This window comes from Sphaerisporangium fuscum, from assembly GCF_018531465.1.
GTDB lineage: Bacteria > Actinomycetota > Actinomycetes > Streptosporangiales > Streptosporangiaceae > Sphaerisporangium > Sphaerisporangium fuscum.
Genome location: NZ_JAHDTF010000014.1, coordinates 23,666 through 50,320 on the forward strand (window position 1 = coordinate 23,666; position 26,655 = coordinate 50,320).

Here is a 26,655-nt window from a genome sequence, read left to right on the forward strand (position 1 = left end):
TGAGGGGGCTCCGGACGCCTCTCAGAACGGGGGGATGTCGTCGTCGGCGCCGGGCAGGCCGGCGAAGGGGTCGGCGACCGCGGTCGCACGTGCGGGGGCCGCGGCCTCGGACGGGCGGGTCGCCCAGGCGGGGAACGGGAAGGTCACCGCGAGCGGCACCGGGATCTCCGGCTGGGCGACGAACATGGTGCCCGGCTTGGCGATCGTCGCCCGTTCTCGTACGGCGGGCGGCAGCCAGCCGTACTCCGAACGCGTGGCCTCCGCCGGGTCGAGCCGTCCGGCCACCCGGACCGCGCAGTTGGCCACGATGCGCCGCTCGACCTCCGAGGCGGTCTGCTGGGCGCCGATGAGGATGACGCCGAGAGAACGTCCCCGCTCGGCCACGTCGAGCAGGATCTCCTTGATCGGCGAATCGCCTTCGCGCGGGGCGTATTTGTTCAGCTCGTCGAGCACCACGAACAGCAGCGGGCGCGCCGTGCCGCTGCTCTCCTTGCGGGCGAACTCTCCGCGCAGCACCACGCCGACCACGAACCGCTGGGCCCGCTCGGGCAGGTTGTGCAGGTCGACGATGGACACCTGGGCGTCGGAGGTGCTGATCGCGCGCCGCAGGCCGGGCGGCAGGTCACCGCGGATGATCGGCGCGAGGGGGCGGACGGCGCTGCGCAGGCGGCGCAGGAACGCGTTGACCGTGCCGAGCGGGGTCGGCGCGCCGGTCCAGGTCGCGCGCGTGTCCTCGTCGGCGAGCTGGTCGCCGATGACGTCGACGAGGTCGGCGAAGGTGCGGCAGACGGGCGTTGACCCGCCGTCGGGGAGCTCGATCGTGATCGCCCCTCCGTCGCCGGCGGGGCGCGCCCAGGACTGCAGCCGGGCGGCGACCTGGCCGATGAGCAGGGAGTACTGCGCGCGCTCGTCGTCGGCGTCGGCGAAGACGAACCTCAGCAGCTCCTGCGCGCAGAACTCCTGGAGCGTCCAGTAGTAGCTGCTGACGCCCTGGGTTCGGGCGGACACGTGCGGGACGCCGTTGGGGTCGCCGGGGCGCGGCGGCGCGAACACGTGGACGCTGCCGAACGGCCGGGCGGGCAGCCCGAGCCGGCCGTACGCGTCCCTGGCGGGGTCGTCGAGCCGGGTGTTGGCGTGGTCGAGGAACAGGAGGTCCTCGCCCTTGACCGAGAAGATCAGCGCCTTGGTGTTGGCGGCCTCGGCCTCCAGCACCCCCGAGTTGAAGATCGAGTAGAGCAGGAAGGTGGCGAAGGACGTCTTGGTGGCCACCCCGGACACCCCGGAGATCGACACGTGCGCGCCGCGCGTGCCGTCGAGGAAGTCGAAGTTGACGTACAGCGGCTGGTGGTCGCGCCCCAGGCCCATGGGGATGCGGCGGTCCATGACGTCGAAGTAGAGCGCCTGGTCGCGGTCGCCGGTCTCGGCCCGGTGGACCGGCGCGCCGGGGAGCGGCGGCACGAAGACCTCGGGCTCGACCCGGGTGACCCTGACCTCGGCGCATTCGACCACCGCGGCGGGCAGGGCGCCGTCGGCGATGAGGAAGACGTCGGAGTCGAAGCTGGCGCCCTCGTGCCGGGCCTCGACGCCGGTGACGACCCCGGCCACCAGCACCGGTCCGTGCCCCGGCACCTCTCGCCGGGTCACCACGACGTCGTCCAGCTGCAGGACCCTGCCGGGTTCGAGCCCGACCCAGAACGACAGCGGCGAGGCCGCCTGCGTCCCGAGGACCCGGCCGACCACCTCCGCCGCCACGCTCGCGCCGTTCCCACTCGCGTGGACGGCCACACCGTTCTGAGTCACCGAGCCCCTCCCGCCCCGTACGTTCGGCACAACCTCGCCTGTGGCAGCACCACACTAGGGCAACGCGCCGACAGAGCGCGGAAGAATCAAGGTCCCTCCGTGTCTTGAGTTCACAGCTCCAGCGCATGACGGCACGCGCGTCGGCACGGCGCGCACGCGGAACACCGAGGAGCCGATCAACGCGCCACGGCAGGTTCCGACGCCCTAGGGTAAAGAGCATGGCCGACATTTCGGTGCCGGACGGATCATGGACGTTCGACGGTGAAACCCTGCGGATCGTCCCCGGCGGGGACAAGAACGTCCACGAGCTGCGCAAGGTGCTCGGGCAACTGGACATCCCCCTCGCGGCGATCGCCGGCGTGTCCTTCGAGCCCTCACGGAAGGGCGGCAGCCTTCAGCTGCGCCTGCGGCCGGGGGCCGACCCGCTGACCGACGTGGTCGCCGGACGGCTCCTGAGCACCGCCGACCCCTACCGGCTGGCCGTCCCGAAGGACCGCACCGGGGCCGCCGAATACCTCGCCGACGAGGTGCGCACCCACCTGACGCTGGAGCAGGTGCCGGGCGGTCCCGTCGAGGGCTTCCTGCTGCCCGGCCCCGCCGTGCCCGTGTCGGCCTCGGCCGGCGACGGCTCGGTGAGCTTCGACGGCGAACGGGTCCACCTCGAATGGACCCTGTTCGCCAAGTCGGTCAAGCAGACGGCCGGCCCCCAGACGTTCCTGCTGTCCGAGCTGGCGGGCGTGGAGTGGGCGCCACAGTCCGGCGCCGGTTACGGCAGGCTCCGCTTCCGCCTCAAGGACGGCGACCCGGTCAAGTCACCGGAGGAGGACCCGCGTTCCCTGTCCTGGGGCATCCAGCGGTACGGCGGCCTGACCGCCCTGGTCGCCGCCGCCGTCCTCGCCCGGCTGCCCCGCGAGGCCGGCGAGCCGACCGCACCGTCGCCGGCGCACCCCGGCGACCAGGAGGCGCTGCGCCGCCGGCTGGCCGAGCTCGAGAGCCACGACGCGCTGGTACGGCGCCTCGGCGACCTCGGCGAGCTCCACCGCTCCGGCGTGCTCACCGACGAGGAGTTCCGCTCGGCCAAACAGGTGCTGCTGCGAGGCCTCGTAAACTAGCTCACTTCGCCGCGGGCACGGGGTTGGCACGGTGGGCGAGCGGCTCGTGGCGGACGTAACGGGCCACCTCGCCCGCGACGATCGTCGCCGCCTTGGCCGCCGTCTCCTTGCTGGCCCCGGCCAGGTGCGGGGTCATCACCAGGTTGGGGGTCGTGAGGAGGCGGGACCCGGCCGGGATGGGCTCCTCGGGGAAGACGTCCAGGGCCGCGCCGAACAGGTGCCCGGATTCCAGGGCGTCGCACAGGGCGTCGTAGTCCAGCAGCGAGCCCCTCGCGCAGTTCACCAGCACGGACCCGCGGGGCATGAGGGCGATCTGGGCGGCGCCGATCATGTGGACCGTCTCGGGGGTCGCCCGGGCGTGCAGGGAGACGAACCGCGAGCGGGTCAGCAGCTCGTCGAGGGAGACCTTGCCGGGCAGGTCGACGTAGGGGTCGAACACCAGGACCTCGGCGCCGAACCCTTCCAGGATGCGCGCCACCCGCCTGCCGATCGCCCCGTAGCCCACCAGGCCGACGGTGCCGCCCTCCAGCTCGGGACCGACCTTGTCGTACATGTAGTAGTCGCCGCGCCACTCCCCCCGCGCCAGGTCGGCGTGGGTCTGGGGGATGCGGCGGGTGGCCGCGAGCAGCATGGCGAGCGTGTGCTCGGCGGTGGCCACGGCGTTGCGGCCGGGCGCGAAGGTGACGGCGATCCCGGCTTCGGTGGCGGCCTCGAGGTTGGCGTTCACCGGTCCGCCACGGCTGACGCAGAACAGCTTCAGGTCGGGGCAGGCGTCGATGACACGCCGGGTCAGGGGAGCCATCTGGGTGACGCAGATCTCGACGTCCCTCAGCGCCTCGATCAGCTGCTCCTCCACGTCGGACGCCTCGTCCACCTCGCCCACCCGGCCGAACGGCTCGACGGGCCACGGGAGGGTGAGTTCGCGGATGTCCAGGTCGCCGGGAACCTCGTGTCTGAGCGCGTCGACGAACAGGCGGTTCTGCACGAAGTGGTCACCCGCGGCGAGGATGCGGATCGTCAACGAACGGCTCCAATCGGGGAGTTGAACTGCATCATCGCGACCTGCCCGTCCCGAACGCGGAGCTCGGTGACGGCGCAGTTGTCCAGACCGGGGAACAGCCGCCGGTAGGAACCGAGCGGCACCCCGATGAGCCGGCACAGTGCCAGCCTGATCGCCGTCGAGTGCGCCACCACCAGCACCCTCCCATCGGGATGAGCCGCGCAGATGTCGTCCAGAGCGGCGACGAATCGGGCGGCGGCCCGGTGGGGGTCCTCCCCCTCGGGCAACGGGTTGGCGGCGGGATCGGCCTCGAAGGCGGCGCGGGCCTCAGGGAAGCGGTCGCGCATCTCGGCGGAGGTCAGCCCCTCGCCCCGGCCGAAGTCCAGCTCGCGAAGGCGATCGTCCACCCGCACCTCGACCCCGGCCCTGCCGGCGGCCGCCGCGGCGGTGATGCTCGCCCTGCTCAGCGTCGAGGCCCAGACCGCGGCCAGCCCGGCGGTCGCGGCCCATTCGGCGAGCCGCGCGGCCTGGGCGTGCCCCAGAGGGGTGAGCTCGACGTCGCTGATCCCGGCGTAACGGTTCTCTGCGTGCCACACGGTCTCGCCGTGGCGCACCAGTACGAGCTGGGTCATGCCTTCCTCTCGCGGGCGTGTGCGGCCGAGTGCGAGGGGAGCCAGCCGCGGTCTTCCAGTTCGTCGACGAAGCGCAGGTAGTGCTCGCGCAGGTCCGTCCTTCCGGACGGTTCCACGATCTCTCGCGTTCGTACCATTCCCTCCGCCGCGGACGGCCCCGCGGCGAGCACCGCCATGCCGAGCGCCGGTTCGGCGTTCTCCCGAAGGATCACGGGCCGCCCGAGGACGTCGGCTCGCAGGCGGTTCCAGTAGGCGCTGCGGGTGGCCCCGCCCGTGAGGACCACCTCGCCGTCCATGGGGGCGCCGAGCAGGTCCAGGTGGTCGAAGCACAGCCGTTCGATGAACGCCGCGCCCAGCAGGATGGCGGCGTAGCGGTCGACGTCGTCGTCCACGCGGCCGAGCGTGAAGCCCTCGGCGTCCGGGGCGTCGAATGGGAACCGCTCGCCGCGCGAGACCAGGGGGTACGTCGTGGCTCCCGGCCTGCCGGGAGCGAAACGGCCGGCCGCCTGCCGGCTCAGCGCGTCGAGGTCGCGGCCGGGCAGGTCGCGCGCCAGCGCCCCGGCGCCCGTGCTCGACGCGCCGCCCGGCAGCCAGGAGCCGTCCGGCGCCCGGTGGGAGTAGACGACGCCCAGCGGGTCGTGGACGAGCTCCCGGGTGAAGCCCTTGAGCACCAGCGTGGTGCCCATCACGGAGTTCCAGCTTCCGGGGGTGAGGACGCCGGCGCCGAGCTGCGCCGCGCAGCCGTCCGTGGTGCCGGCGACGACCGGCGTCCCGAGGGGGATGCCGGTGGTCTCGGCGGCCTCGGCGCAGACCTCCCCGAGGACCGTGCCGGGGCGTACCACGTCGGGCAGCATCGAGGCGGGCACCCCGAGCGCGTCCATGACGTCGGCCGGCCACCGCTCCTCGATGAGGTCCACGCCCGTCTTCAGCGCGTTGCTCAGGTCGGTCGCGACCTCACGGCCGACGAGGCGGCGGTTCACGAAGTCGTTCTGGTGCGCGAGCCGCGCTCCCGGCGGGGCCTCGCGCAGCAGCCAGAGGAGCTTGGGCAGTGCCCACGGGGGCTGCATGCGGCGGTAGCCGAGCCGCTCCCACACCTGCGCCCCGGCGGCGTTGACCCGGTCGACCTCCCCGGCGGCGCGCCGGTCGTCGTACATCAGCCCGGGGGTGAGGGGCCGGCCGTCGGGCGCGGTGAGCAGGACCGTTCCCGAGGTGGCGTCGACGGCGACGGCCCTGACCTCGGCGGGGGGCACCTCGCGCAGCGCCTCGCGGGTCGCGGCGGCGAGTTCGCGCCACCACTGCTCGGGGTCCTGCTCGTGGCGTTCCCCGTCACGGTGACTGGTCAGCGGCCTGCTGGAGGCGCCGAGCACCTTCCCGTCCCCCGCGACGGCCATCGCCCGGACGCTCTGCGTGCCCAGGTCGATGCCGATCCAGACGCTCATGGACGCTCCAGCGGACGGCCGCGCATCTCGCCGAGCAGCGGCCAGGTCCCGGCGGTGGTGTCGCGCAGCGCGAGGAAGTCCTGGTAGGCCGTGGCGTACGGGCCGGGCTGGGGGTGGAAGACGTCGCCGAGCCGTACGAACCGTTTGGCGGCGGTCTCCATGTCGGCGGCGGCGCCCGTCGCGACCAGGCCGATCAGGTAGGCGCCCCGGGCGCCGACCTCCGCGTCGGCCGACCGGGACACCGGCACGCCGGTGACGTCGGCGATCAGCCGTAGCCACAGGTCGCTGGCCGACCCCCCGCCGCACACCCGGAGCTCGGTCGGGGCGCCGCCCGAGGCCGCCAGGCAGTCCTGCACCACGAGCGTGAGCCCCTCCAGCACGGCGCGGGCGACGTGCTCGGGACCGTGCTCGAAGGTCAGGCCGAGGAACGAGCCCCTGGCCAGCGGGTCGGAGAACGGCGCCCGCTCCCCCGCTGGCGACAGGTAGGGCAGGAACGCCAGCCCTCCCGCGCCCGGCGGGCTCGCCGCCGCCAGTTCGCCCAGCGCGGCCGGGCCGGGCAGGCCCAGCAGGCGGCAGGCCCACTGGATGATCTCCGTACCGGCGAAGGTCGGGAAGGCCCGCAGGTAGCCGCCCGGCACGGCGATCGTGATGCCGACGGCGTCACCGTCGAGGTCAGGCTCCGCCACGATCGTCTCGGTGCACAGCGTGGTGCCCAGGATGCTGCACGCCTGGCCGCGGTCCACCGCCCCCGCGCCGATCGCGGTGGAGACGATGTCGTACGGCGCCATGACCACCGGCGTCCCGGCGGGCAACCCCAGGGACTCCCCGGCGTCCCGCGACAGCCCGGCGACCCGGTGCTCGTCGTCGCGCACCTCGGGCAGCAGCCGCGCCGCCCAATCGAGGCCGAACAGTTCCAGGAGTTCCGGGGAGTAGGCGCGTGCCCGCAGGTCCATGAACGGCGCCGAGGCGTCGGACTCGTCGGCCGCGACCTCGCCCGTCATGCGGGAGAAGATCCACCCACCGCAGGTGAGGACGGCGGCGGAGCGGTCCAGACGTTCGGGGTCGTGTTCCTTCAGCCACGCCAGGATCGCGTGCGGCAGCCCGGAGGCGCTGGACGAGCCGTTCACCCGGAAGGCGCGCTCGGCCACGCCGGAGCGGGTCCAGGCGTCGACGAGGCCGGCGGCGCGGGCGTCGTTCCAGAGGATCGCCGGACCGGTGGGGCGCCCCGACCGGTCCACGAGCCAGACGCCGTCCCCCTGCGCGGTGACCGCGACGAAGCCGACCGGTCCGGGCAGGCGGGACGCGACGTCGCGCACCGTGCGGGCCACCGCGTCCCAGACGAGGTCCATGTCCTGCTCGGCGTGGCCGGGGGCGGGCCGGGACACGCCGGTCTCGTGCCTGGCGACCGCCACCTCCGCGCCGGCCTCGTCGTAGCCGACCGCCTTGATCATCGTGGTGCCGGCGTCCACGCAGATGACGGCCATCAGGCACGTCCGTGGGAGGTACGCGACTTGCGTGCCACCGAGTCGACGACCACGGCCAGCAGCAGGACGACGCCGGTCACCACGAACCTGATCGAGGAGTCGAGGTTCAGCAGCGTCAGGCCGCTGGAGATGGACTGGATGACGATGATGCCGAGCAGCGCGCCGAAGGCCGTGCCCCGCCCGCCGAACAGGCTCGTCCCGCCGATCACGGCCGCGGCGATGGCGTTGAGGTTGACGTCTCCCCCGCCGCTGCTCTGGTTGGCCGCCGCGAGCCGCGCGGCGGCCATGATGCCGCCCACCGCGGCGAACGAGGAGCACAGCACGAACACCGAGGTGTAGACGGCCTTGACGTTGATGCCGGCGCGCCGCGCCGCCTCGACGTTGCCGCCCACGGCGTACACGGCCCTGCCCCACTTCGTGCGGGACAGCAGGTAGTGCATGATCAGCACGAGCGCGACGAAGAAGACGAACATCCAGCCGACGCCCCGGGTCTGGCCGAGGTACCAGACGAAGAACAGCAGCACGACCAGCAGCGCCAGGCTCCTGACGACGAGCATGGATGTGCTCTTGGACGACAGCCCCGCCCTGCGCCGCTCCCGCGCGTGGAGGAAGCCGCTGGCGAACAGCCCGCCGGCCGCGATCACCGCGAGCGTGTACGCCAGCCAGGCCGGCAGGAAGTCGAGCTGCGCGAAGTTCACCAGAGCGGAGTCGAACGGGAGGTTGATCGACCCCTTGGTCCCGAGGACGTACAGCTGCAGGCCGAGGAAGGCCAGCAACCCGCCCATCGTGATGACGAAGCTCGGCACCCCGAACCGGTTGAACAACTGCGCGTAGACCCAGCCGATGGCCGCGCCCATCAGCACGGCGGCCGCGATGGCCAGCCACACCGGGAGCCCCTGCCCGACGAACAGCACCGCCAGCACCGCTCCCGACAGGCCGCTGACGGAACCGACCGACAGGTCGATCTGCCCGACCAGGAGCACGCACACGATGCCGAGCGCGATGACGCCGACCGCCGCCGACTCCAGGGTCAGGTTCACCAGGTTGGCGCTGGACAGGAAGATCGGGTTGAGGATCTGGAGCACGGTCCAGATCACGACGAGGCCGATGACGACGGGGATCACGCCGAGGTCGCCCCCGCGGGCCCGCTCGACCACGTCGGCCAGCGCCCCGCGCAGGCCCTCGGGTGTCCGCAACCGCTCGTCCTGGCGATCGGTGGTGACCATGGTGCTCACGACGAAAGCCCTTCCTTGTGGCGTGCCTGCCTGCGGGACACCACGTTGTCGGTGGCGCCGGTGATGGCGGCGATGATGTCCTCGGTGGAGACCCCGGCCACGTCGAACACCCCGTTGTTGCGGCCGAGGCGGAGCACGGCCACCTTGTCGGCCACCGCCTTCACGTCCGCCATGTTGTGGCTGATCATGATGACGCCCAGGCCGTTGTCGCGGAGTCGCTCGACCAGGTTGAGCACCTCGGCCGTCTGGGCGACGCCCAGGGCGGCCGTCGGCTCGTCGAGGATGATGACCTTCGGGTCGCCGAGCAGCGACCTGGCGATCGCCACCGTCTGCCGCTGGCCGCCCGACAGCGCCGCCACCGGCACCCGCACGCTCGGGATCTTCGCGGAGAGCTGGCGGAGCAGCTCCCACGACCGGGTCTCCATCTCCACCTCGTTCAGCCGGAGCGGGCGGACCTCCTGACCCAGGAAGAGGTTCTGGATCACGTTGAGGTTCTCGCAGAGGGCGAGGTCCTGGAAGACCGTGGCGATGCCGAGCCTGTGCGCCGCCGCCGGAGTCGGGATGTGGACCTCTTCCGACTGGAAGGTGATCGTGCCGGAGTCCGGAGGATGCACGCCCGACAGGATCTTCACCAGCGTCGACTTGCCGGCGCCGTTGTCACCGACGACGGCGACGACCTGCCCCGCGGCCACATCGAGGTCGACGTCGGTGAGCGCGGCGACGGCGCCGAAGGTCTTGGTGATCCCGCGCAGGGACAGGACACCGTCGGATTCCCGGGTGTCCGGGTGCCGGGTGGAGGACACTGTGGCTCCTGCTACTTGATGCCGAGGTCGGCGCAGCCCTTGGCGTACTCGCCCGTGCAGACCTCGGAGGCCTTCATGATCCCGCTGTCGAACAGGACCTCTTTGATGTTGTCCTTGGTGACGACCGTGGGGACGAACAGCTCGGAGGGGGTGTTGTAGAGCGTCGCCTTGCCGGCGGGCTTCTTGCCCTGCATGAAGTCGTAGGCCGTGACCGCCGCGGCCTCGGCCACGATCTTGATCGGCTTGGAGATCGTGTTGTACTGGTCGCCCTTGATGATGCGCTGGGCGGCGGCGACCTCGGCGTCGTTGCCGGTCACCGGGGGTACCTTCACGCCCGCGGCCTTGAACGCGGCGATGGTGCCGCCACCGGTGCCGTCGTTGGCGGCCACCACGCCCGCGATCTGGTCGCGGAACTGGGTGATCTGGCCGCTGACCCAGGTCTGGGCCTTCTCGGGCTGCCAGTCGGGGGTGTCGTACTCGGCGAGCAGCTTGAAACCGCTCGGGTCGACCGCGCTGTGGATGCCCTTCTTGATCAGGCCGGCCGCGGCGTCGGTGGGAGAACCGTTGACCTGGAGCAGGCCGCCCTTGGCGCCGTCCTTCTTGAGGCGGTCGACCAGCGACTGGGCGATCATGTTGCCGATCTTCTCGTTGTCGAACGAGATGTAGTAGTCGGCGGGCGTCGCCGGGATGGGCCGGTCGTAGGCGATGACCGGCACCTGCTGCGACTGGGCGGTCTTGACGATGGTGGCCGCGGCGGCGGAGTCGACCGGGTCGATCACGATGGCCTTGACGCCCTGGGCGAGCGCCGAGTTGGCCTGCTGCTGCTGCTTGGCGGCGTCGGAGTCGGCGTTCTGGTAGATGACGGTGCAGCTCGGGCAGAGCTGCTTCATCTTGGCCTCGAAGAGCGGCTTGTCGGCGAGCTCGTACCTGGTCGACGCGAGGTCCGGCATGAGGAAGGCCACCTTGGCGTTCTCCACGGCGCCGTTCCCGGATCCGGAGTTCGACCCGGTGCCCGATCCGCTGCTCGTCGCGCCGGTGGAGCCGCAGGCCGCCAGGGCCGCACTCGCGATGACCGCCACTGCGGCGATCGCGGAGGTCCGCCTCTTCGCTGTGTTCACCAGTTCTTTCCTCACTTGCTACGTCCTCGCGGAGCTGTTTTGCGGCACATCCCCCGAGATGCCGCACACGGCCGTCTCACACACGGCGGTGTGCTGTGGTGCGGCCCACCGTAGCGCGACACGGAATATCTGTCCAGAACGAATGTTCAGCCGATCGGCGGTCGGTGTTCACCTGGGGGATCGTGGGGGGTACGGTCAGCGGACCGCCGCGAGCAGCGTATGCGCACCCGCCCGGACTCGGCGAACAGACCCTTCCCCTGACCAGGCACTTTCCACGCCGGCAGACACCGATCACCCGACAGATTCGGTCCGCCGGAGAGGCACGCGTACGCGGGCAGGCTCGGCCAGGCGCAGCGCCAAGCCCTCGGCACCCGCCCTGCCACCGGGACAGGCTCAGCGGACCGCTGCGAGCAGGCTCTCCGCCGTCAGGGTGTCGGTCACGAGCTGGTTGAAGTAGCCGCCCTTGGCGCCGGCGACGATGGACAGGACCTTCTCCGCGCCGACCGCCACCGCGATCGAGAAGGGGATGCGGCGCAGCTCGTCGACGCTGGTCGCCACGAGTCTCTCGCTGCCCGGATACCCGACGGGCTCCCCGTCCCGGTCGTAGAAACGCGAGCACACGTCACCGACCGCCTCACGCAGGCTTTCCGCGTCCCGCGGCACGAAGGCGGGCGTGACCTGCCGCATCAACGGCGGCGAGCCGACGCCCATGATCGCGCACTTGGCCTCTCCCCACAGGTCCATGACCTTGCGCACCGACGGCTCGTGCTTCAGGGAGTAGAACAGCTCCGGACCGGGGAGTGCGGGCGCGTAGAGGTAGGCGGGCACCCCTCCGACCCGTTCGGCCAGCAGGCGCGTGGTCTCGTTGGTCTGGAACCAGGGCTGCGGATCTTCCTTCCCGCCGACCGCCGGTGCGATCGTGACGCCGGGGAAATGCCCGAGGTTCTCGCGCGCGCACTCGTACACGGTGCTGCCGGAGGACACCAGCACGATGTCGCCGGGCTCCAGTCCGACCGTGGCGAGCGCCCTGGCCAGGCCGGGGGCCAGCCACGGCCCCAGGGCCGGGCCACCGACCTTGGGCACCAGATGGACGCGCTGGATCCCCAGGGCCTGCGCGACGTCGGCGGCGAGCACGCCCTCCTCGAAGGCCGCCGGCCTGTGCACACGGATCTCCACGATGCCCAGCTTGCGCGCCTCGGTCAGCAACCGGCTCACGGTCGCCCTGCTCACACCCAGCCGTCTCGCGATGTCGGCCTGGGTCGCGTCCTCCAGGTAGTACTGCGACGCCGCCGCGTACATGAGTTCCACGGGGAACCGGCCCGGTGCCTCGGGTGCAGCGTCGGCGGCGTTCATGCGCGCGAGCTCCCTTGCTCTGTGAACATATGTGCTGAACGGATTATAGCTACCCCTTGCGCGGGTCCTCCGGGTCATGCGCCCATTCCGGCGAGCGGCCGCTCGCCGGACCCACCCGAATCCGCGCGCCCGGCCATGTTCTCACTGCTTTGTCACCGCCACCACGGGGCCCGAGTCCTGGGCGAGGAACGCCGCCTGTTCCCCGCCCCGGCCCGCTCACCCGCTACCGGCTCACCGGCTCGACGACCACCGCCACGGGTGTCATCATCGCCGCCCATCAGCCGGCCTGCGCAACCTGATCAGCGCTGTGGATCTCCGGCGAACATCCGACCGTGATCGGCCGGCGGGAAGCGTTTCCGTCCAGCTGGGAGATCGGCCAGGCGACTACTGCCGCCCCGCACCCGCACCTTGCAGTTCCTCGCGCAAGGTGCGCTGGACATAGGCCATGGCCTCCTGCGCGGCGGGGTCGGCGAAGCGGGCGCCCAACTCCTCGGGCGGGACGTCCTCGACCCGTTCGTGCAACCACCACAGATGCCCCTGCGGGTCACGAAGACGAGCGACACGCTCACCGAAGGCGAGCAGGGTGGGGCGGGTCACCACTCGCGAGCCCGCCTGGACGGCCCGCTCGACGGTCCCCTCGACGTCATCGACGTAGACGCGCAGATGGGCGGGGGTGGGCGGCCAGCCCGGCTTGGCGTCGAACAGCATCACGACGCTGTCACCGAACTCGACCTCGACGTGACCGATGTCCCCGTCGGCGTCCGCCATGCGGGAACCCGGAGTCTCGACGGCTCCGAACACCGACGTCAGGAAGCGCACCTCCGCATCGGTGTCACGGCTGATCACCCACGCGTTGACGCGCGCGTACCGCGGTGGAACCTGCACAGGCCGCTGGGCCTCACTGATCATGGGAACTCCCTCGACGATCGGCTTACCCGCACAAGCGTCGCAGCGGTCGCGGGGCCACCAGTAGTGCCTGGGGCACCTACCCCGATGCGGTTCGCACGCCTGCCGGCACAGATCGACGCCGCCGACCGTGCAGAATGCACATCACGTCCCAAGGCCCGCGCCGGCCGCACCGGCCGGCCTCGCCAGGGCCGAGTTGGGCTCCATTCCCGTACCCGTCTCAAAGATGTGACCGCGGGACGGCTGCTGCTCGCCGAAGTGGCCGGGGAGCCGGTCGCGGCGACGCGGGGGCTGCTCCCCGAGGAACAACGCGGCCTGATGTCGGGCGCGCCCGACGATCGCGTCCACCGACCGGATGGGCGGGCTTCCCGGTAGCGCGGCATCTCCGCCGGGATGGCCGGGCCCCGCCGACCTCGCGCGGATCGCCTCCGGTGCGGCCGGTCGCGCCGCACCGGAGGCTCCCCTCGCCGGCACGAGGTCAGGCGGTTCGCCGGGTTCTCACCGCCCTGGCAGGGGATCCGGGATCACAGGGTCCACTTCTGGTTGCCGCCGCCGGAGCACGAGTACATCTGGATCTTGGTGCCGTTGGCGGTGCCGGTGCCGACGGCGTCCAGGCACAGCCCGGACTGGACGCCGACGATGCTGCCGTCGGAGTTGACGCGCCATTTCTGGTTGTCACCGCCCCAGCAGCCGTAGATCTGCACCTTGACGCCGTTGCCGGTGCCGGCGGCGTCCAGGCACTTGTCGCCGTACACCCTCAGCTCACCGGCGCTGGTCGGCGTCCACTGCTGGTTGGCCTGCCCGTTGCAGTCCCACAGCTGGACCTGGGTGCCGTCGGTGGTACTGGCGTTGGGCACGTCCAGGCAGCGGCCGGAGGCGACCCCCTTGATCTGCCCGCCGCCGGACGGTGGAGGGGTCGGGGTTTCGGTGGGCGGGGTCGGGTTCCCGCTGTTGAGGGCGTTGAGGACGGAGGTGTAGGCCGGCTTCTTGTTGCCGTTGCCGTCGAACAGCAGCGGGGTGTCCCCCGAGCGCCAGGAGTCGGAGTCGCGGACGCCCCAGGTGGTGATGCCGACACAGCGCGACACGGCCAGGCAGTCGTTGGTGACGTTGGCGTAGGTCGTGGCCGAGGCGCCCTGGATGTCCAGCTCGGTGATCGCCACGTCGACGCCGAGGGCGGCGAAGTTCTGCAGGGTGGTGCGGAAGTTGCTGTTGTAGGGGCTGCCGCTGTTGAAGTGCGACTGGAAGCCCACGCAGTCGATCGGCACTCCGCGGGACTTGAAGTCCCTCACCATGCTGTAGACGCCCTGGGTCTTGGCCCAGGTCCAGTTCTCGATGTTGTAGTCGTTGTAGCAGAGCTTGGCGGCGGGGTCGGCGTTCCGCGCGGTACGGAAGGCCACCTCGATCCAGTCGTTGCCGGTCCGCTGCAGGTTGGAGTCGCGCCGGCCGCCGCCGCTGTCGGCGTAGGCCTCGTTGACCACGTCCCAGGCGTAGATCTTGCCCTTGTAGTGGGCCATGACGCCGTTGATGTGGTCGATCATCGCCTGGCGCAGGGAGCTGCCGGACAGGGACTGCATCCAGCCGGGCTGCTGGGAGTGCCAGGCCAGGGTGTGCCCGCGCACCCGCTTGCCGTTCTGCACGGCCCAGTTGTAGATGCGGTCACCGTTGGTGAAGTTGAACTGGCCGCGGTTGGGCTCGGTGGCGTCGATCTTCATCTCGTTCTCGGGCGTCACCATGTTGAACTCGCGGTTGGCGATCGTGGTGTACGCCGAGTCGCCGAGCTTGTTCGCGGAGATGGCCGTGCCGAAGTACCGCCCGCTCTGCGCGGCCGCGGCGCCGAGCGTGCTCGCCGCGGCGTCGGAGGGGGCCGCCACCGTCAGTGCCGTGACCACGCCGAGCACCCCGATGGCACCGGCGAGCAGAACCCGACCTGAGCCGCTGAAGGACCGCCGGGTTCCCGGCGGCGGTATGGCGTTGACGCCCATGCCTGAGCCTCCATAACTGAGTCAGAGAAACGGGAGAGACACCCGAGATCGACGCCGCGCCCCACCACGGAGCACGCACCGGGCGTCGTGGACAGGGCCCCTGCCGAGCACCACCACCGAGCTGACAGGGGCTGACCGCCTCGCGGACTCAGTGTGGAAACGCTCCCGAAATATGTCAAGACAGTGTTGAAACTTTCGGAAACCTACGACCGACCGCACCGGCATCGCCGCCGCTCCGGGGTGCAGAAGGGCCTAAGGGCATGCCGCCCCCCGCAGGAGAAGGCTCCGTGAAACTTTCAGCCACGCCCTCGTCGGTCCGGATCGGAGCACCCCGGATGACACCAGACGAGCGACGCCCGGCCTCACAGACCCGGCGCCCGGGGCGCCGTCCCTCTTGACGGGACCTCCCCGCCTCGTGTTTGCTCCGCCCACCACCACCCCGGCCACCCGACGGAGAGGGGACCGCGACCGCGCACGAGTAGCCGGATGTCCACGCACTCCTGGTGCGCGGGATCCAGACGACAGAATGAGGTTCATGGGTGATCGGCACGCGACCGTCCGAGACCTACGTGCGCCGGTCCGCATACGGCGCGTCTCGGCGCCCGGCCGCCGGAGAGGTCACCTGGCGGTGGCGTCCAGCGCGGCTTTGAGGGACGCCTCGAGGATGTCCACGCCGGCGTGAAGTTCGTCGTCGGTGATCGTGAGAGGCGGGGCGATGCGGAAGATGCCGCCCATCCCGGGGAGCTGGACGATGTTCGTGTGGAGGCCTCGTTCGCGACAGGCCGAGGTGATCGCGCCGGCCAGCGCGTCGGCGGGCGCCTTGCTCTTCTCGTCCTTGACGAGCTCGACACCCAAGGTCAGGATGTCGGGCGCGATCCCGTCGCGCTCGAAGGCGTACATCATCCCCGTGCGGCCGAGACCGGTCTGCGCCTCGTCCAGGATGAGCAGCATCCCGCGTTCGTCCACATCTCTTTCAGCCGGCGCAGATACCCGGGCGGCAGGTCGATGATCCCGCCCGAGGACGGGATGGGCTCGATGAGGCAGGCGGCGAGGCTCCCGGCGGATTGCTGGTCGACCGCCGCCGGATTCACGCCACGCCATGCCGCCCGGCGGCGACCTCATCGCGCTCGCGGGGGCGCAGCTCCGCGACAGCGGCCGCGACGTGGCGCCGGCGTGGGGCGCCTTACCCGGGTTCGGCGGCGTCGAGGGCGGCCCGCAGGCTCGGCGCGTCGGCCAGAACGGCGGTGGCCTGCTCCAGGGTCAGACCGCGCAGCATCATCAGGAGGGCGGTCTTGACCGAACCTTCGGATCGCGCGAGGGCTCGCCGGGCCTCCGCCGTCGAGCAGCCGGTGACGAGCATGACCGCCTGCTCGGCGCGTGCGCGCAGCTTCTCGTTGCTCGGCCGGAGGTCGACCATGACGTTGCCGTAGGTCTTCCCGAGCCGGATCATGCTTATCGTCGAGATCATGTTCAGGACCAGCTTCTGCGCGGTGCCGGCCTTGAGGCGGGTCGACCCTGCGATGATCTCCGGCCCGACGACGACCTCGATCGCGTGTCGGGCGGCTCGGCCGACGAGGGAGCCGGGATTGCACGCGACCGCCACGGTCAGCGCCTGCCGCCGGCGCGCGTACTCCAGCGCGCCGACCACGTAACGGGTCCGGCCGGACGCGGAGATGCCGACGACGACGTCCGTCGGCGCGAGTTCGACGGCTTCGAGCGCGTCGGCGCCGCCCTGCGCGTCGTCCTCGGCGTCTTCGACGGCACTCCGGATGGCCGTGTCCCCGCCGGCGATGATCCCGACGACGAGGGAAGGATCGGTGTTGAACGTGGGCGGGCACTCGCTGGCGTCGAGGATGCCGAGCCTGCCGGCCGTACCCGCGCCGATGTAGATCAGCCGGCCGCCCGCTCGCATCCGGTCCACGATGTCGTCGATCGCGCGCGTGATCTGGGGGAGCACCGCCGCCACGGCCGACGAGACGTCCTGGTCCTGCTGGTGCATCAGGGCGACGAGTCTGTCCGTGGGCAGGGTGTCGAGATCGCGGAGCTCTTCGAGGACCGCCTCGGTGGTGAGCGCCGACAGTTCGGCGTGGACGTGGTCGAGACGGCCTCGCGCGTGATTGACGAGGTCAGACACTGATTGCGCACCTTTCTGGGAGGCGTGACAGCGGACGGCGGGCATCCCCGTTCCGTCCGGTGAGGTTCCGGCGTATCTGTGCGGTGTCAGGTCACGGACGCGAGTTCGCTGAGCAGGAGTCGAAGGAAAGCCGGTCGTCGGTCAGGCCACCGATCACGCTCACCGGCGAACCGTGGGTGGCTACTGACAATGCGATGAAGGGAATTTACAACAAGACGGTCTCGGACGAAAGTCATTGACTAACCGCCGGACGCGTCCTTAACCTGACAGCCCCGAAGAGAGATCACCGAAAAGACAGGGTGTGGCCGGAAGTGTCATTAGGGACTTACCTATGAGCATTCAGAGCGACATCCAGGCGCGCGCCGATTCCTTTCCGCCCACCATGCGGCGCGTCGCCGACGCGATCCTCGATCGGCCGCAACTCGTGGTCGACAGCACCATCACCGAGGTCGCGCGGATCTGTGACACCTCCGAGGCGTCGATCGTCCGGTTCTGCCGCGCCATCGGCTTCACGGGATTTCCCCAGATGAAGTTACAGATGGCCGCCGAACTGGCGAAGGAGTCCGCGGAGTTCGGCGGCGGCGAGCCGGGCAGTTACGGCGCGGACATCAGCCCGTCCGACACGCTCGCCGAGATGGTCTCGAAGATCGCGAACAGTGAGATCCTCGGCATCCGCGAGACCGTCGACAGCATGGACTTCGACGTGCTCCGCAACGTGGTGCGCAAGCTGCAACGCGCCAAGCGCGTCGTGCTGTTCGGAGTCGGGGCCAGCAACGGCGGCGCCCAGGATCTCGCCCAGAAGCTCCTGCGGATCGGCCATGTGGCGCTCGCCTTCCATGACGCGCACGACGCCCTGGTCTCGTCCGCCCTGCTGGGGGCCGCCGATGTCGCCATCGGCTTCTCGCACAGCGGCAGGACCACGGAGACCAACGCGTTCCTGCGCGGCGCGAAGAACAGCGGCGCGTACACCGTCGCCGTCACGAACGTGCCCGGGTCGCCACTGACCGAGCACGCCGACGGCGTGCTGCGCACGGCGGTCAGGGAGACCACCTTCCGCTCGGGCGCGATGGCGAGCCGGATCGCCCAGCTGACCATCGTCGACTACCTGTTCGTCGGCGTCGCGCGCAGCCGCTACGAGCACACCGTCCAGGCGCTGAAGAGCACCTACGAGATCGTCCGGGAGTTACGCGACGACCGACATTGATCGGGCCGGCGCCACGTGCACCGGCCGGCGGGACAGCGGCGCATGAGAACGGAGAAAAGAACATGACAGCGCAGCGCACCCGTACCGGAATCGAGGTCGCCCTCGGCGACCCGCAGGTCATCCAGGGCACACGCGTCGGCCTGCTCACCAACTTCACCGGGACGACCCCGGACCTCGGCCGGACGGCCGACGCGCTGGTGGCCGCCGGCGTCCCGGTCACAGCCCTGTTCGGCCCGGAGCACGGGCTCAACGGTTCCGTCCAGGCCGGGCAGAGCGAGACCGACGCGCTCGACGCGCGGACCGGGCTGCCGATCTTCGACACCTACCTGCGGAACGGCGACGAGCTGGACGAGCTCGTGGCGGCCTCGGGCGTCGACACGATCGTGTTCGACATGCAGGATCTCGGGGTCCGCTTCTACACCTATATCTGGTCGATGTACGACTGCATGCAGAGTGCGGCGCGCACAGGGGTCCGCTTCGTCGTGCTCGACCGCCCCAACCCCCTCGGCGGGGCGGTCGTGTCCGGGCCTGGCCTCGACGTCGCGGGGTACGGCAGCTTCGTCGGCCGTGCCGACATCCGGCTGCGCCACGGCCTGACGGCCGGCGAGCTCGCGCGCCTGTTCGCCGGCCGGCATCTGCCCGCCCAAGGGCTTCGCGTCGACCTGGACGTCGTGCCGATGTCCGGCTGGGACGCGGCGGCCGACTTCGACGGGACACACCTTCCCTGGGTCGCGCCGTCACCGAACATGCCGACCCTCGACACGGCCTTCGCCTACTGCGGCACCGGGCTCTTCGAAGGAACGAACCTGAGCGAGGGGCGCGGCACGACCCGGCCGTTCGAGACGCTCGGGGCGCCTTACGTCGACGAACGGCTGGCGGCGCGCCTGCGCGGGACCGGGGCGCCGGGCGTCCTGTTCAGGGAGGTCTGGTTCACCCCGACCTTCCACAAGTACGCCGGCGAGACCATCCGCGGTGTCCAGCTGCACGTCACCGACCGGTCGGCGTACGACCCGGTGGCGACGGCGCTCACCGTGCTCGACGCCGTCGCCGACCTGTACCCCGGCCGCTTCGCCTTCCTGCCCGGCGAGGATCCCGAGCCGGGCCACCCCTTCGACCGGCTCTGGGGATCGGCACGGCTACGGGAGGCCGTGCAGGCGGGCCGGCCGGCCTCGGCGCTGAACCCGGGCACGGAGGCCGTCGAGGCGGTCTACGGCGACGACGTGCTGCTCTATCCACGCGGTCACCGGGCGCCGTCAGCGTAAACCAGCACCAAAGAATGTCAGTCTGTTGAAAATTATTGACTTCCGCTCTCGGCGCGAAGACAATTTTCGTCCAATGGGCAGGATGCAGCGACTGATCCTGCTCGAGGAGGAACGATGACACACCCCCCTTTCATCGCGACCATCAGGCCGTTCCGTCACGGAGACGGGCCGGCGATCGCCCGAGCCTGGACGGCGGCGGCGCCGGGAGACGGCATCACCTACAACCGCTTTCGCGACCTTTTCCTGCTCGACCGCAATTTCGACGCCGACGGCCTGCTCGTCGCCGAACAGGACGGTGAGATCGTCGGCGCCGCGTACGGCGTGCGCCGCCTCATTCCCGCCGAGGGAGCCGACCTGGAGCCCGACTCCGGCTGGATTCCCTTCTTCTTCGTCGTCCCGCGGGCACGTCGCCAGGGCCTCGGCTCGCGGCTGGTGCGCGCCACCATGGAATGGCTGGCCGGCAACGGCGCGAAGACCGCGTACTTCTCGTCGTACACGCCCAACTACTTCCTCCCGGGGCTCGACGCGGCCCGGTACCCCGACGCCGCGCGCATGCTCGCCTCGCTCGGCTTCACCACGCAGTACGAGTGCGTCGCCATGGACCGCAGCCTCAACGACTACGAGATCCCCGAGCGCATCCGGGAACGCGTCGCCGCGTTGCGGGCGGACGGCTGGAGCTTCGGATCACCCGGCGGCGACGACCTGGTCGACCTGATCGACATCGCCGGCGGCCGCTTCAACTCCGACTGGGCGCGGGCGATCCGTGAAGGCGTGCTCGGCGGACTGCCGCTCGACCGCATCGTCACGGTCCGCAACCCGGACGGCGCCATGCTCGGCTGGGCGATGCACGGCACCTACGAGAACGTCCTCGAGCGTTTCGGCCCCTTCGGCGTCCTGCCGGAGAGCCGCGGCACCGGCCTCGGAGAGATCCTGCTCCACCTCACCCTGGAGCGGATGCGGGCGCTCGGAGCGCACAGCGCCTGGTTCCTGTGGACCGACGAGACCTCCCCGGCAGGCCATCTGTACCTGAAGACCGGCTTCACGGTCACCCGCACGTTCGCGGTTCTGCATGCGCCGCTCGCGATGTGACACGCAACCCCCCAGCGCCGAGAGGAACACCATGAGAACAGCACGGCTCGGCCGGAGCAACCGAACGGCCACATTCGCCCTCGCCGTCGGCGCCGCGACACTCGTCCTGTCGGCGTGTGGCGGCGGCAGCGGATCCGGGAGCGCCGACGGCAAGGTCACCCTCACCTTCTTGAGCCACTACGGCGAGGAACCCCTGAAGAGCGGCATCTCCAAGCTCATCGGCGAATGGAACGCCGCGCACCCCGACATCCAGGTCAAACAGCAGACGGTCACCTTCGACGAGCTGCTCACCACGCTCAACGTCCGTCAGACGGGCGGCCGGGGCGCCGACATCCTCAGCTCCTACGCCCTGTGGGGCGGCCAGCTCGCCGCGAACGGCGTGCTCGACAAGCCGCCCGCCGACAGCGCCAAGGACATCACGGAGAACTACAGCACGGCCGCCGCGGCCGCCGTCACCTCGGGAACCGGGCAGGTGTTCGGCTACCCGACCGAGTTCAACACCTACGTCCTGTTCTACAACAAGAAGCTGCTCGCCGCCGCCGGCTACGACAAGCCGCCGTCGGACTGGGCCCAGCTCAAGGAGATCGCGCAGAAGACCACCAAGAAGGACTCGTCCGGCAACTACCAGGTCGAGGGGCTGAGCCTGATCCAGGACGGCGACAACAAGACCGCCCACCCGTTCCTCAGCCTCCTCAACTCCACCGGCGGCAAGTTCCTCGGCGGCGGCGGCGAATCCGCGCTCGACGACAAGGCGAAGTCGGTGATGCAGCTGGAGTCCGACCTCGCCGCCTCCGGGGCGACGACGACCTCCATCGAGCCGACCAAGACCTTCCCCAGCAACACGGTGGCCATGGCCATCCAGGCGGGCTGGTGGATCGGCAGCCTGAAGGAGCAGATGAAGGGCGACTACGCCAACGTCGGCACCGCGCCGGTCCCCGGCCCCAAGGCGGGTGACAAGGGGTCGCTGGCCTACGCCTTCTTCACCGGCGTGAACGCCAAGAGCAAGCACAAGCAGCAGGCGTGGGAGTTCCTCAGCTGGTTGAACTCCAACAAGAACAAGGAGGGCGTCACGGAGATGGGCGACTTCCTCGCCTCCAACGGCCTCATCCCGCCACGGAAGGCCGACGCCGCCGTCCTCGGCGCCAAGCTGCAGGCCTCCGATCCGAACCTCACGCCGATCTACGACGCCGCGAGCTACGCGATGGCGGAGTCGAACGCGGCCAACGGCTACAAGGCGAAGACCTCGCTGCACAACGCGCTCAACAGAATCCTCGTCAACCACGCCCCCGTCGACCAGACGTTCAACGACCTGATCGCCGAAATCAACCGCAAGTAGCGTCCGCCGGTGGCGGGACGGCGACGCCGCCCCGCCACCCGACAGCCCTGGCCACGTGGAGACGAGGCATATGACAGAAACGTACGCCGGCGTGACCCGCCAGGCGCCGCTCCAGCCGGGCGCCGAGCGGCCGAAGGCAGCCCCGCGGTCGCGACTGCAGCGGCAAGGACGTGCCGGCTACCTCTTCCTGGCGCCCTCCCTGCTGTTCTTCACGGTCTTCCTGATCCTTCCGTCCATCTTCGCGATCTTCTTGTCCGTCTCGGAATGGGGCGGCTACGACCTCACGCAGATCAAGTTCATCGGCGTGCGGAACTACGGCGACATCCTCAATTTCGACAGCACCTTCGTCTCTCCGATCCTGGTGAACACCCTTCTGTTCACGGTGCTGTCGGTGGTCCCGTCGGTCGCCGGGTCGCTGCTGGTCGCCCAGTGCATCGAGCGGCTGCGGTTCCAGGGGTTCTGGAGATTCCTCTACTTCCTCCCGGTCGTCGCGACCGTCGTCGCGATCGGCAACGTGTGGAAGATGATGTATCAGCCCTCCGGCCTCATCAACGGCATACTGAACGCGCTGCACGTCAACTCGATCGGGTTCCTGTCCGATCCGAAGGTCGCCCTTCCCTCGGTCGCCGTCGTCCAGGCGTGGGCGTCGATAGGTTCGGCGGTGCTGATCCTCACCGCCGGTATCAAGGCGATCGACCGCACGATCTTCGAGGCGGCCGAGATCGACGGCGCGAACAGCTGGACGACATTCTGGGGCATCACGCTTCCACTGCTGCGCCCGTCGCTGCTCTTCGTGTTCATCACGCAGTGCATCGCGGGGATGCAGTCGTTCGCCCTCATCATCGTGATGACCAAGGACGGCGGCCCGGCCAACTCCACGAACGTCGCCGCCTTCGAGATGTACCAGCAGGCCTTCAAGTTCGGCGCCTGGGGAACCGCGAGCGCGATGGCGATGGTGCTCTTCATCATCATCTTCATCGCCACCCTGATCCAGCTCTGGGTCAGCCGACGAGCAGGAGGCGACGACTGATGGCCCACCGCGACCGAGGACACCGCTTCCCCTGGCTCTCGTACACCCTCGTGGTGATCGGCGGCGTGCTCATGGCGCTGCCGTTCCTCGACATGATCTCCAGCTCGTTCAAAGGCCGTGGCGAATCGGGGATACTCCCCTACCACTTCCTCCCGCACGACTTCACCTGGAGCAACTACGCCGCCGCGTTCGACCAGCTCCAGCTGGGCCGGTTGTTCCTGAACAGCGTGATCGTCACCCTGAGCGTGACCGCGGGCGTGCTGGCGACCTCCGCCATGGGCGGCTACGCGCTGGCCAAGCTGCGTTTCCGCGGCAGGGAGGTGATCTTCCGGTTCATCCTGGCCACCATGATGCTCCCCCCGTTCCTGCTGCTGATCCCCGACTTCATCATCATGTTGAACTGGCCCCTGGCCGGCGGGAACGACATCTTCGGCCAGGGCGGCGACGGCGGCCTGACGACCAGCATCTTCTCGCTGATGCTCCCGTTCCTGGTGAGCGGCTTCGGGATCTTCCTGATGCGCCAGTTCATGCTCGGCGTACCGGACGAGATGCTGGAGGCGGCGCGGATCGACGGGGCGGGCGAGTGGCGCCTGTTCTACAGCATCGTCCTCCCGCAGACCGGTCCCGTGGCCATCACGCTCGGCCTCGTCACGTTCGTCGGCCAGTGGAACGAGTACATCTGGACGTCGCTCATGGCGTCCACGAACCCCGACCTGATGACGCTTCCCGTCGGCATCCAGCTGCTCCAGAGCTTCATCGACCCCAACCGGACCACGCCGATCGTCATGGCGGGGATCATCATCAGCACTCTCCCCGTGCTCATCATCTTCCTGCTCTTCCAGAAGTACTACGTCCGCGGCGTGATGCTCAGCGGGATGAAGTAACGCCGGACCAGAAAGGAAACGGAGCGACCGTGAGCAGAACAGTCCTCGCCGTCGGCGGCCACATCGGAGACATGGACCTCACCGCGGGGCCGACTCTCGCCAAGCTGATCGGTGAAGGCGACCGGGCGATCATCCTCGCCTGCACCTACGGCGAGCGGGGCCACCCCCGCCTCAGCCCCGGCGAATACCGTGTCCAGAAGGTGCGCGAGGGCGAACAGTTCGCCAGTGACATCGGCGCGGAGTTCCGCGTGCTCGACTACTCCGACGGCTTCCTCCCCGATGACGACGAAGCCGCGAACCAGATCGCGGACATCATCCGGGCGGAGAAGCCGGAGATCGTCATCACCCACTGGCACAAGAGCATCCACCGCGACCACGAGCGCACGGCGATCCTCGTCGAGCGTGCGCGGTTCCTGGCCTCGCTGCCGGTGGACAGCCCCCTGGGCCGTCACGGCGTGAAGCAGATCCTGCACGCGGACAACTGGGAGGACGCCGAAGGGTTCGAGCCCGACCTGTACGTCCCCATCCCCGAGGACGCCTTCCAGCGCTGGCGGGCCGCGATCCAGAATCAGGCGTTCGCCCGCGGCGAGACCTACGGCTTCCGCTACATCGACTACTACACCGCGATGATGACGGCGAAGGGCTGCCTGGCGGGCACCGACAGGGCCTGCGGCTTCGCGGTGGGCGGCAGCTCGAAGTTCGAGCTCGCGGGCCCGTGACGGCTACTGGGCGGCCAGGGCGTCCCTGATCTCGGCGGCGAGAGCGGCGGCCTCCTCGGGCGTGTGCTCGACGACGCCGTTCTCCGCCATGAGCGCGTGGTACTGCTGCTGCTCGTAGGGGACGCCCGGGGGCAGGGCCGCGAAGCGGGCGAGGAACGCGATGTGGGTGCCGTCGTCGTAGACGATCTCTTCCGGCTGGGCGGGATCCCTGTCGACGATCGCGCAGACGAAGCACGGCCCGGTCCGGGAGCGGCGGCTGTAGCTCTCCACGTCGAACGGTACGCGCTGGATCGGGCCCGTCATGATCCCTCCCGGGGGAGTCGTCAAGTGGTAGATCATCTTATGGGAGCGCCTGGGGCACCGCCCTGACCTGGTCGAACGACCTGCCCAGGCGGAGCGTAGCGTGGTACCTACTGGCGGCGGGCCGCCTGTGCGGGATGCGGGGATGCTCTCGCCGGGAGGGAGCGCGGGGGGAACGCCGACGTCAAGGCCAGGGGGTGGGCATGACGCTCGACAAGACGCCGAGGGCCCTCGCGGAGCGTGGGAGATTCCTCGATGACCGCACGGGGGCGGCCACATTCTTCCAGCGCAATCTTCGCAAGGTGTTTCCCGACCACTGGTCGTTCATGCTGGGCGAGATCGCCCTCTACTCCTTCGTCATCCTGCTCGCCACCGGTACGTTCCTGACGTTCTGGTTCAAACCCAGCATGAACGAGGTCGTCTACAACGGCTCCTACCAGCCGTTGTACGGGGTGCGCATGTCCGAGGCCTACTCCTCGACCCTCCACATCAGTTTCGAGGTGCGCGGCGGCCTGCTCATGCGGCAGATCCACCACTATGCCGCGCTGATGTTCCTGGCGGGCATGATGGTGCACATGCTCCGGGTGTTCTTCACCGGGGCGTACCGCAAGCCGCGCGAGCTCAACTGGACGATCGGCGTCCTGCTGATCATGCTGGGCCTCTTCGAGGGCCTGACGGGGTACTCCCTGCCCGACGACCTGCTCTCGGGCGCGGGGTTGCGCATCACGCAGGGGGTGTTGCTCGCGATCCCCGTGGTGGGGACGTACCTGTCGTTCTTCCTGTTCGGAGGCGAGTATCCCGGGCCGGATGTGATCGCGCGGTTCTTCACCATCCACATCCTGCTGATCCCCGGCATCCTGCTGGCGCTGATCACCGCCCACCTCATGCTGATGTGGGTGCAGAAGCACACCCAGATGCCGGGCAAAGGACGCACCGAGACCAACGTGATAGGGGCACCGCTCTACCCGGCCTTCATGATCAAATCCGGCGCCTACTTCTTCTTCACGTTCGGCGTCATGGCACTGATGGGGGCCACGGCTCAGATCAACCCGGTGTGGCTGTTCGGCCCCTACACCCCGGCCGACATCTCGTCCGGTTCGCAGCCCGACTGGTACATGGGCTTCCTCGAAGGCTCACTGCGGCTCATGCCCTCGTGGGAGATCAACTTCCTGGGGCACACCGTGCCGATGAACGTGCTCATCCCGGCCCTGCTGCCGATCGGCATCATCTTCACCGGCCTGCTGCTCTATCCGTTCGCCGAGCGGTGGATCACCGGTGACGACCGCGAGCACCACGTGTGCGACCGGCCGCGCAACAACCCGCACCGCACCTCGATCGGCGTGTCGGCGATCACTTTCTACGGCATCCTGTGGCTGATGGGCGCCAACGACTGGATCTCGGCGAAGTTCCACATCCCGCTGTACGAGACGACCGTGGCCGGGCGGGTGCTGATCTTCCTCGGGCCGGCGTTCGCGTACTTCGTCACCTACCGCATCTGCGTGGGCCTGCAGCAGCACGACGTGGAGACGATCAGCCACGGTGTGGAGTCCGGTGTCATCAAGCGCCTGCCCAACGGTGAGTACATCGAGGTCCACGTTCCTCCCGTGGAGGACATCGCGGAGCACATGAGGGGCAAGAAGCCCATCGCCGCCATCGAGCCGGGACCGGACGGCGACGGCGTGCTCCCGCAGGTCATGCGGCACCCGCTCGGCCGGCTCCGGGTCAAGCTCAGCGAGGCCTACGCGCGCGACACCGACGCCATCTCGCTGGAGGCGCAGCACGAGGAGGAGGTCCACAGCCCCGCCTCGGGCGGCCGGGGCGAGCCAGGGTGAC

Annotated in this window: 23 protein-coding genes; 9 read left to right on the forward strand and 14 right to left on the reverse strand. The window is 69.9% G+C overall.

The genetic code is table 11. The features are described from left to right. Positions 1-21: 21 nt before the first annotated feature. Positions 22-1,800 carry an ATP-binding protein gene (locus tag KIK05_RS17910; protein WP_308249976.1) on the reverse strand — a complete coding sequence of 593 codons (1,779 nt, stop codon included), beginning with the start codon at positions 1,798-1,800 and terminating at the stop codon, positions 22-24. Positions 1,801-2,018: 218 nt separating this feature from the next. Here KIK05_RS17910 and KIK05_RS17915 point away from each other — a divergent pair, with 218 nt between their 5' ends. Continuing rightward, the gene (locus tag KIK05_RS17915; protein ID WP_214411878.1) at positions 2,019-2,912 is read left to right on the forward strand and encodes a DUF4429 domain-containing protein; all 894 of its coding nucleotides are present in this window, start codon (positions 2,019-2,021) and stop codon (positions 2,910-2,912) included. 1 nt (position 2,913) lies between these two features. Here the strand turns inward: KIK05_RS17915 and KIK05_RS17920 are convergent, their stop codons facing one another. The 12 genes from KIK05_RS17920 to murQ all read right to left on the reverse strand — a co-directional run bounded on the left by KIK05_RS17920 (position 2,914) and on the right by murQ (position 16,998). Continuing rightward, the gene (locus KIK05_RS17920; protein WP_214411879.1) at positions 2,914-3,933 is read right to left on the reverse strand and encodes a 2-hydroxyacid dehydrogenase; all 1,020 of its coding nucleotides are present in this window, start codon (positions 3,931-3,933) and stop codon (positions 2,914-2,916) included. Next, positions 3,930-4,544, reverse strand: coding sequence for a histidine phosphatase family protein (locus KIK05_RS17925; RefSeq protein WP_214411880.1), 615 nt, complete (start codon positions 4,542-4,544; stop codon positions 3,930-3,932). Before KIK05_RS17925 ends, KIK05_RS17920 begins: the two co-directional genes overlap by 4 nt. Next, a complete protein-coding gene (locus tag KIK05_RS17930) occupies positions 4,541-5,983 on the reverse strand; it encodes an FGGY-family carbohydrate kinase (protein ID WP_214411881.1) in 1,443 nt (480 codons plus the stop codon). Before KIK05_RS17930 ends, KIK05_RS17925 begins: the two co-directional genes overlap by 4 nt. Continuing rightward, positions 5,980-7,467 carry an FGGY-family carbohydrate kinase gene (locus KIK05_RS17935; protein ID WP_214411882.1) on the reverse strand — a complete coding sequence of 496 codons (1,488 nt, stop codon included), beginning with the start codon at positions 7,465-7,467 and terminating at the stop codon, positions 5,980-5,982. Before KIK05_RS17935 ends, KIK05_RS17930 begins: the two co-directional genes overlap by 4 nt. Then, positions 7,467-8,693, reverse strand: coding sequence for a sugar ABC transporter permease (locus tag KIK05_RS17940; RefSeq protein WP_250563007.1), 1,227 nt, complete (start codon positions 8,691-8,693; stop codon positions 7,467-7,469). Before KIK05_RS17940 ends, KIK05_RS17935 begins: the two co-directional genes overlap by 1 nt. A 5-nt stretch (positions 8,694-8,698) precedes the next feature. Then, positions 8,699-9,505: an ATP-binding cassette domain-containing protein gene (locus tag KIK05_RS17945; protein WP_214411884.1), complete on the reverse strand. Its 807-nt coding sequence runs from the start codon at positions 9,503-9,505 to the stop codon at positions 8,699-8,701. An 11-nt stretch (positions 9,506-9,516) separates the two neighbouring features. Further along, positions 9,517-10,623 carry an ABC transporter substrate-binding protein gene (locus tag KIK05_RS17950; protein WP_214411885.1) on the reverse strand — a complete coding sequence of 369 codons (1,107 nt, stop codon included), beginning with the start codon at positions 10,621-10,623 and terminating at the stop codon, positions 9,517-9,519. Positions 10,624-11,016: 393 nt separating this feature from the next. Beyond that, on the reverse strand, positions 11,017-11,976 hold the full coding sequence (locus tag KIK05_RS17955) for a sugar-binding transcriptional regulator (protein WP_214411886.1): 960 nt from the start codon (positions 11,974-11,976) through the stop codon (positions 11,017-11,019). A gap of 384 nt (positions 11,977-12,360) precedes the next feature. Then, the gene (locus KIK05_RS17960; protein WP_214411887.1) at positions 12,361-12,885 is read right to left on the reverse strand and encodes a VOC family protein; all 525 of its coding nucleotides are present in this window, start codon (positions 12,883-12,885) and stop codon (positions 12,361-12,363) included. A gap of 521 nt (positions 12,886-13,406) precedes the next feature. Then, the gene (locus tag KIK05_RS17965) at positions 13,407-14,864 is read right to left on the reverse strand and encodes an endo-1,4-beta-xylanase (protein WP_214411888.1); all 1,458 of its coding nucleotides are present in this window, start codon (positions 14,862-14,864) and stop codon (positions 13,407-13,409) included. Positions 14,865-15,482: 618 nt separating this feature from the next. Next, positions 15,483-15,830, reverse strand: coding sequence for an aminotransferase class III-fold pyridoxal phosphate-dependent enzyme (locus tag KIK05_RS17970; RefSeq protein WP_214411889.1), 348 nt, complete (start codon positions 15,828-15,830; stop codon positions 15,483-15,485). Positions 15,831-16,047: 217 nt separating this feature from the next. Further along, the gene (gene murQ / locus KIK05_RS17975) at positions 16,048-16,998 is read right to left on the reverse strand and encodes an N-acetylmuramic acid 6-phosphate etherase (RefSeq protein ID WP_308249977.1); all 951 of its coding nucleotides are present in this window, start codon (positions 16,996-16,998) and stop codon (positions 16,048-16,050) included. Positions 16,999-17,329: 331 nt separating this feature from the next. On the opposite strand from murQ, the gene KIK05_RS17980 reads away from it, so the two are divergent. From KIK05_RS17980 to KIK05_RS18010, 7 genes are all read left to right on the forward strand, one after another. After that, a complete protein-coding gene (locus KIK05_RS17980; RefSeq protein WP_214411891.1) occupies positions 17,330-18,202 on the forward strand; it encodes a MurR/RpiR family transcriptional regulator in 873 nt (290 codons plus the stop codon). A gap of 62 nt (positions 18,203-18,264) precedes the next feature. Beyond that, complete coding sequence (locus tag KIK05_RS17985; protein WP_214411892.1) at positions 18,265-19,464, forward strand: exo-beta-N-acetylmuramidase NamZ family protein; 1,200 nt, start codon at positions 18,265-18,267, stop codon at positions 19,462-19,464. A gap of 114 nt (positions 19,465-19,578) precedes the next feature. Next, positions 19,579-20,553: a GNAT family N-acetyltransferase gene (locus tag KIK05_RS17990; RefSeq protein ID WP_214411893.1), complete on the forward strand. Its 975-nt coding sequence runs from the start codon at positions 19,579-19,581 to the stop codon at positions 20,551-20,553. A 31-nt stretch (positions 20,554-20,584) separates the two neighbouring features. After that, a complete protein-coding gene (locus KIK05_RS17995; protein ID WP_214411894.1) occupies positions 20,585-21,889 on the forward strand; it encodes an extracellular solute-binding protein in 1,305 nt (434 codons plus the stop codon). A gap of 70 nt (positions 21,890-21,959) precedes the next feature. After that, entirely contained in the window at positions 21,960-22,919 is a 960-nt protein-coding gene (locus KIK05_RS18000) for a carbohydrate ABC transporter permease (RefSeq protein WP_214411895.1), read from the forward strand. Next, entirely contained in the window at positions 22,919-23,803 is an 885-nt protein-coding gene (locus KIK05_RS18005; RefSeq protein WP_214411896.1) for a carbohydrate ABC transporter permease, read from the forward strand. Before KIK05_RS18000 ends, KIK05_RS18005 begins: the two co-directional genes overlap by 1 nt. Positions 23,804-23,832: 29 nt before the next feature. Continuing rightward, on the forward strand, positions 23,833-24,522 hold the full coding sequence (locus KIK05_RS18010) for a PIG-L deacetylase family protein (RefSeq protein ID WP_214411897.1): 690 nt from the start codon (positions 23,833-23,835) through the stop codon (positions 24,520-24,522). A gap of 3 nt (positions 24,523-24,525) precedes the next feature. Here KIK05_RS18010 and KIK05_RS18015 read toward each other — a convergent pair whose 3' ends face one another. Then, a complete protein-coding gene (locus KIK05_RS18015; protein ID WP_250562992.1) occupies positions 24,526-24,825 on the reverse strand; it encodes a hypothetical protein in 300 nt (99 codons plus the stop codon). 200 nt (positions 24,826-25,025) lie between these two features. On the opposite strand from KIK05_RS18015, the gene qcrB reads away from it, so the two are divergent. Then, positions 25,026-26,654 (forward strand): cytochrome bc1 complex cytochrome b subunit, encoded by a 1,629-nt coding sequence (gene qcrB / locus KIK05_RS18020; protein WP_214411898.1) that lies wholly within the window; start codon positions 25,026-25,028, stop codon positions 26,652-26,654. Position 26,655: the final 1 nt, after the last annotated feature.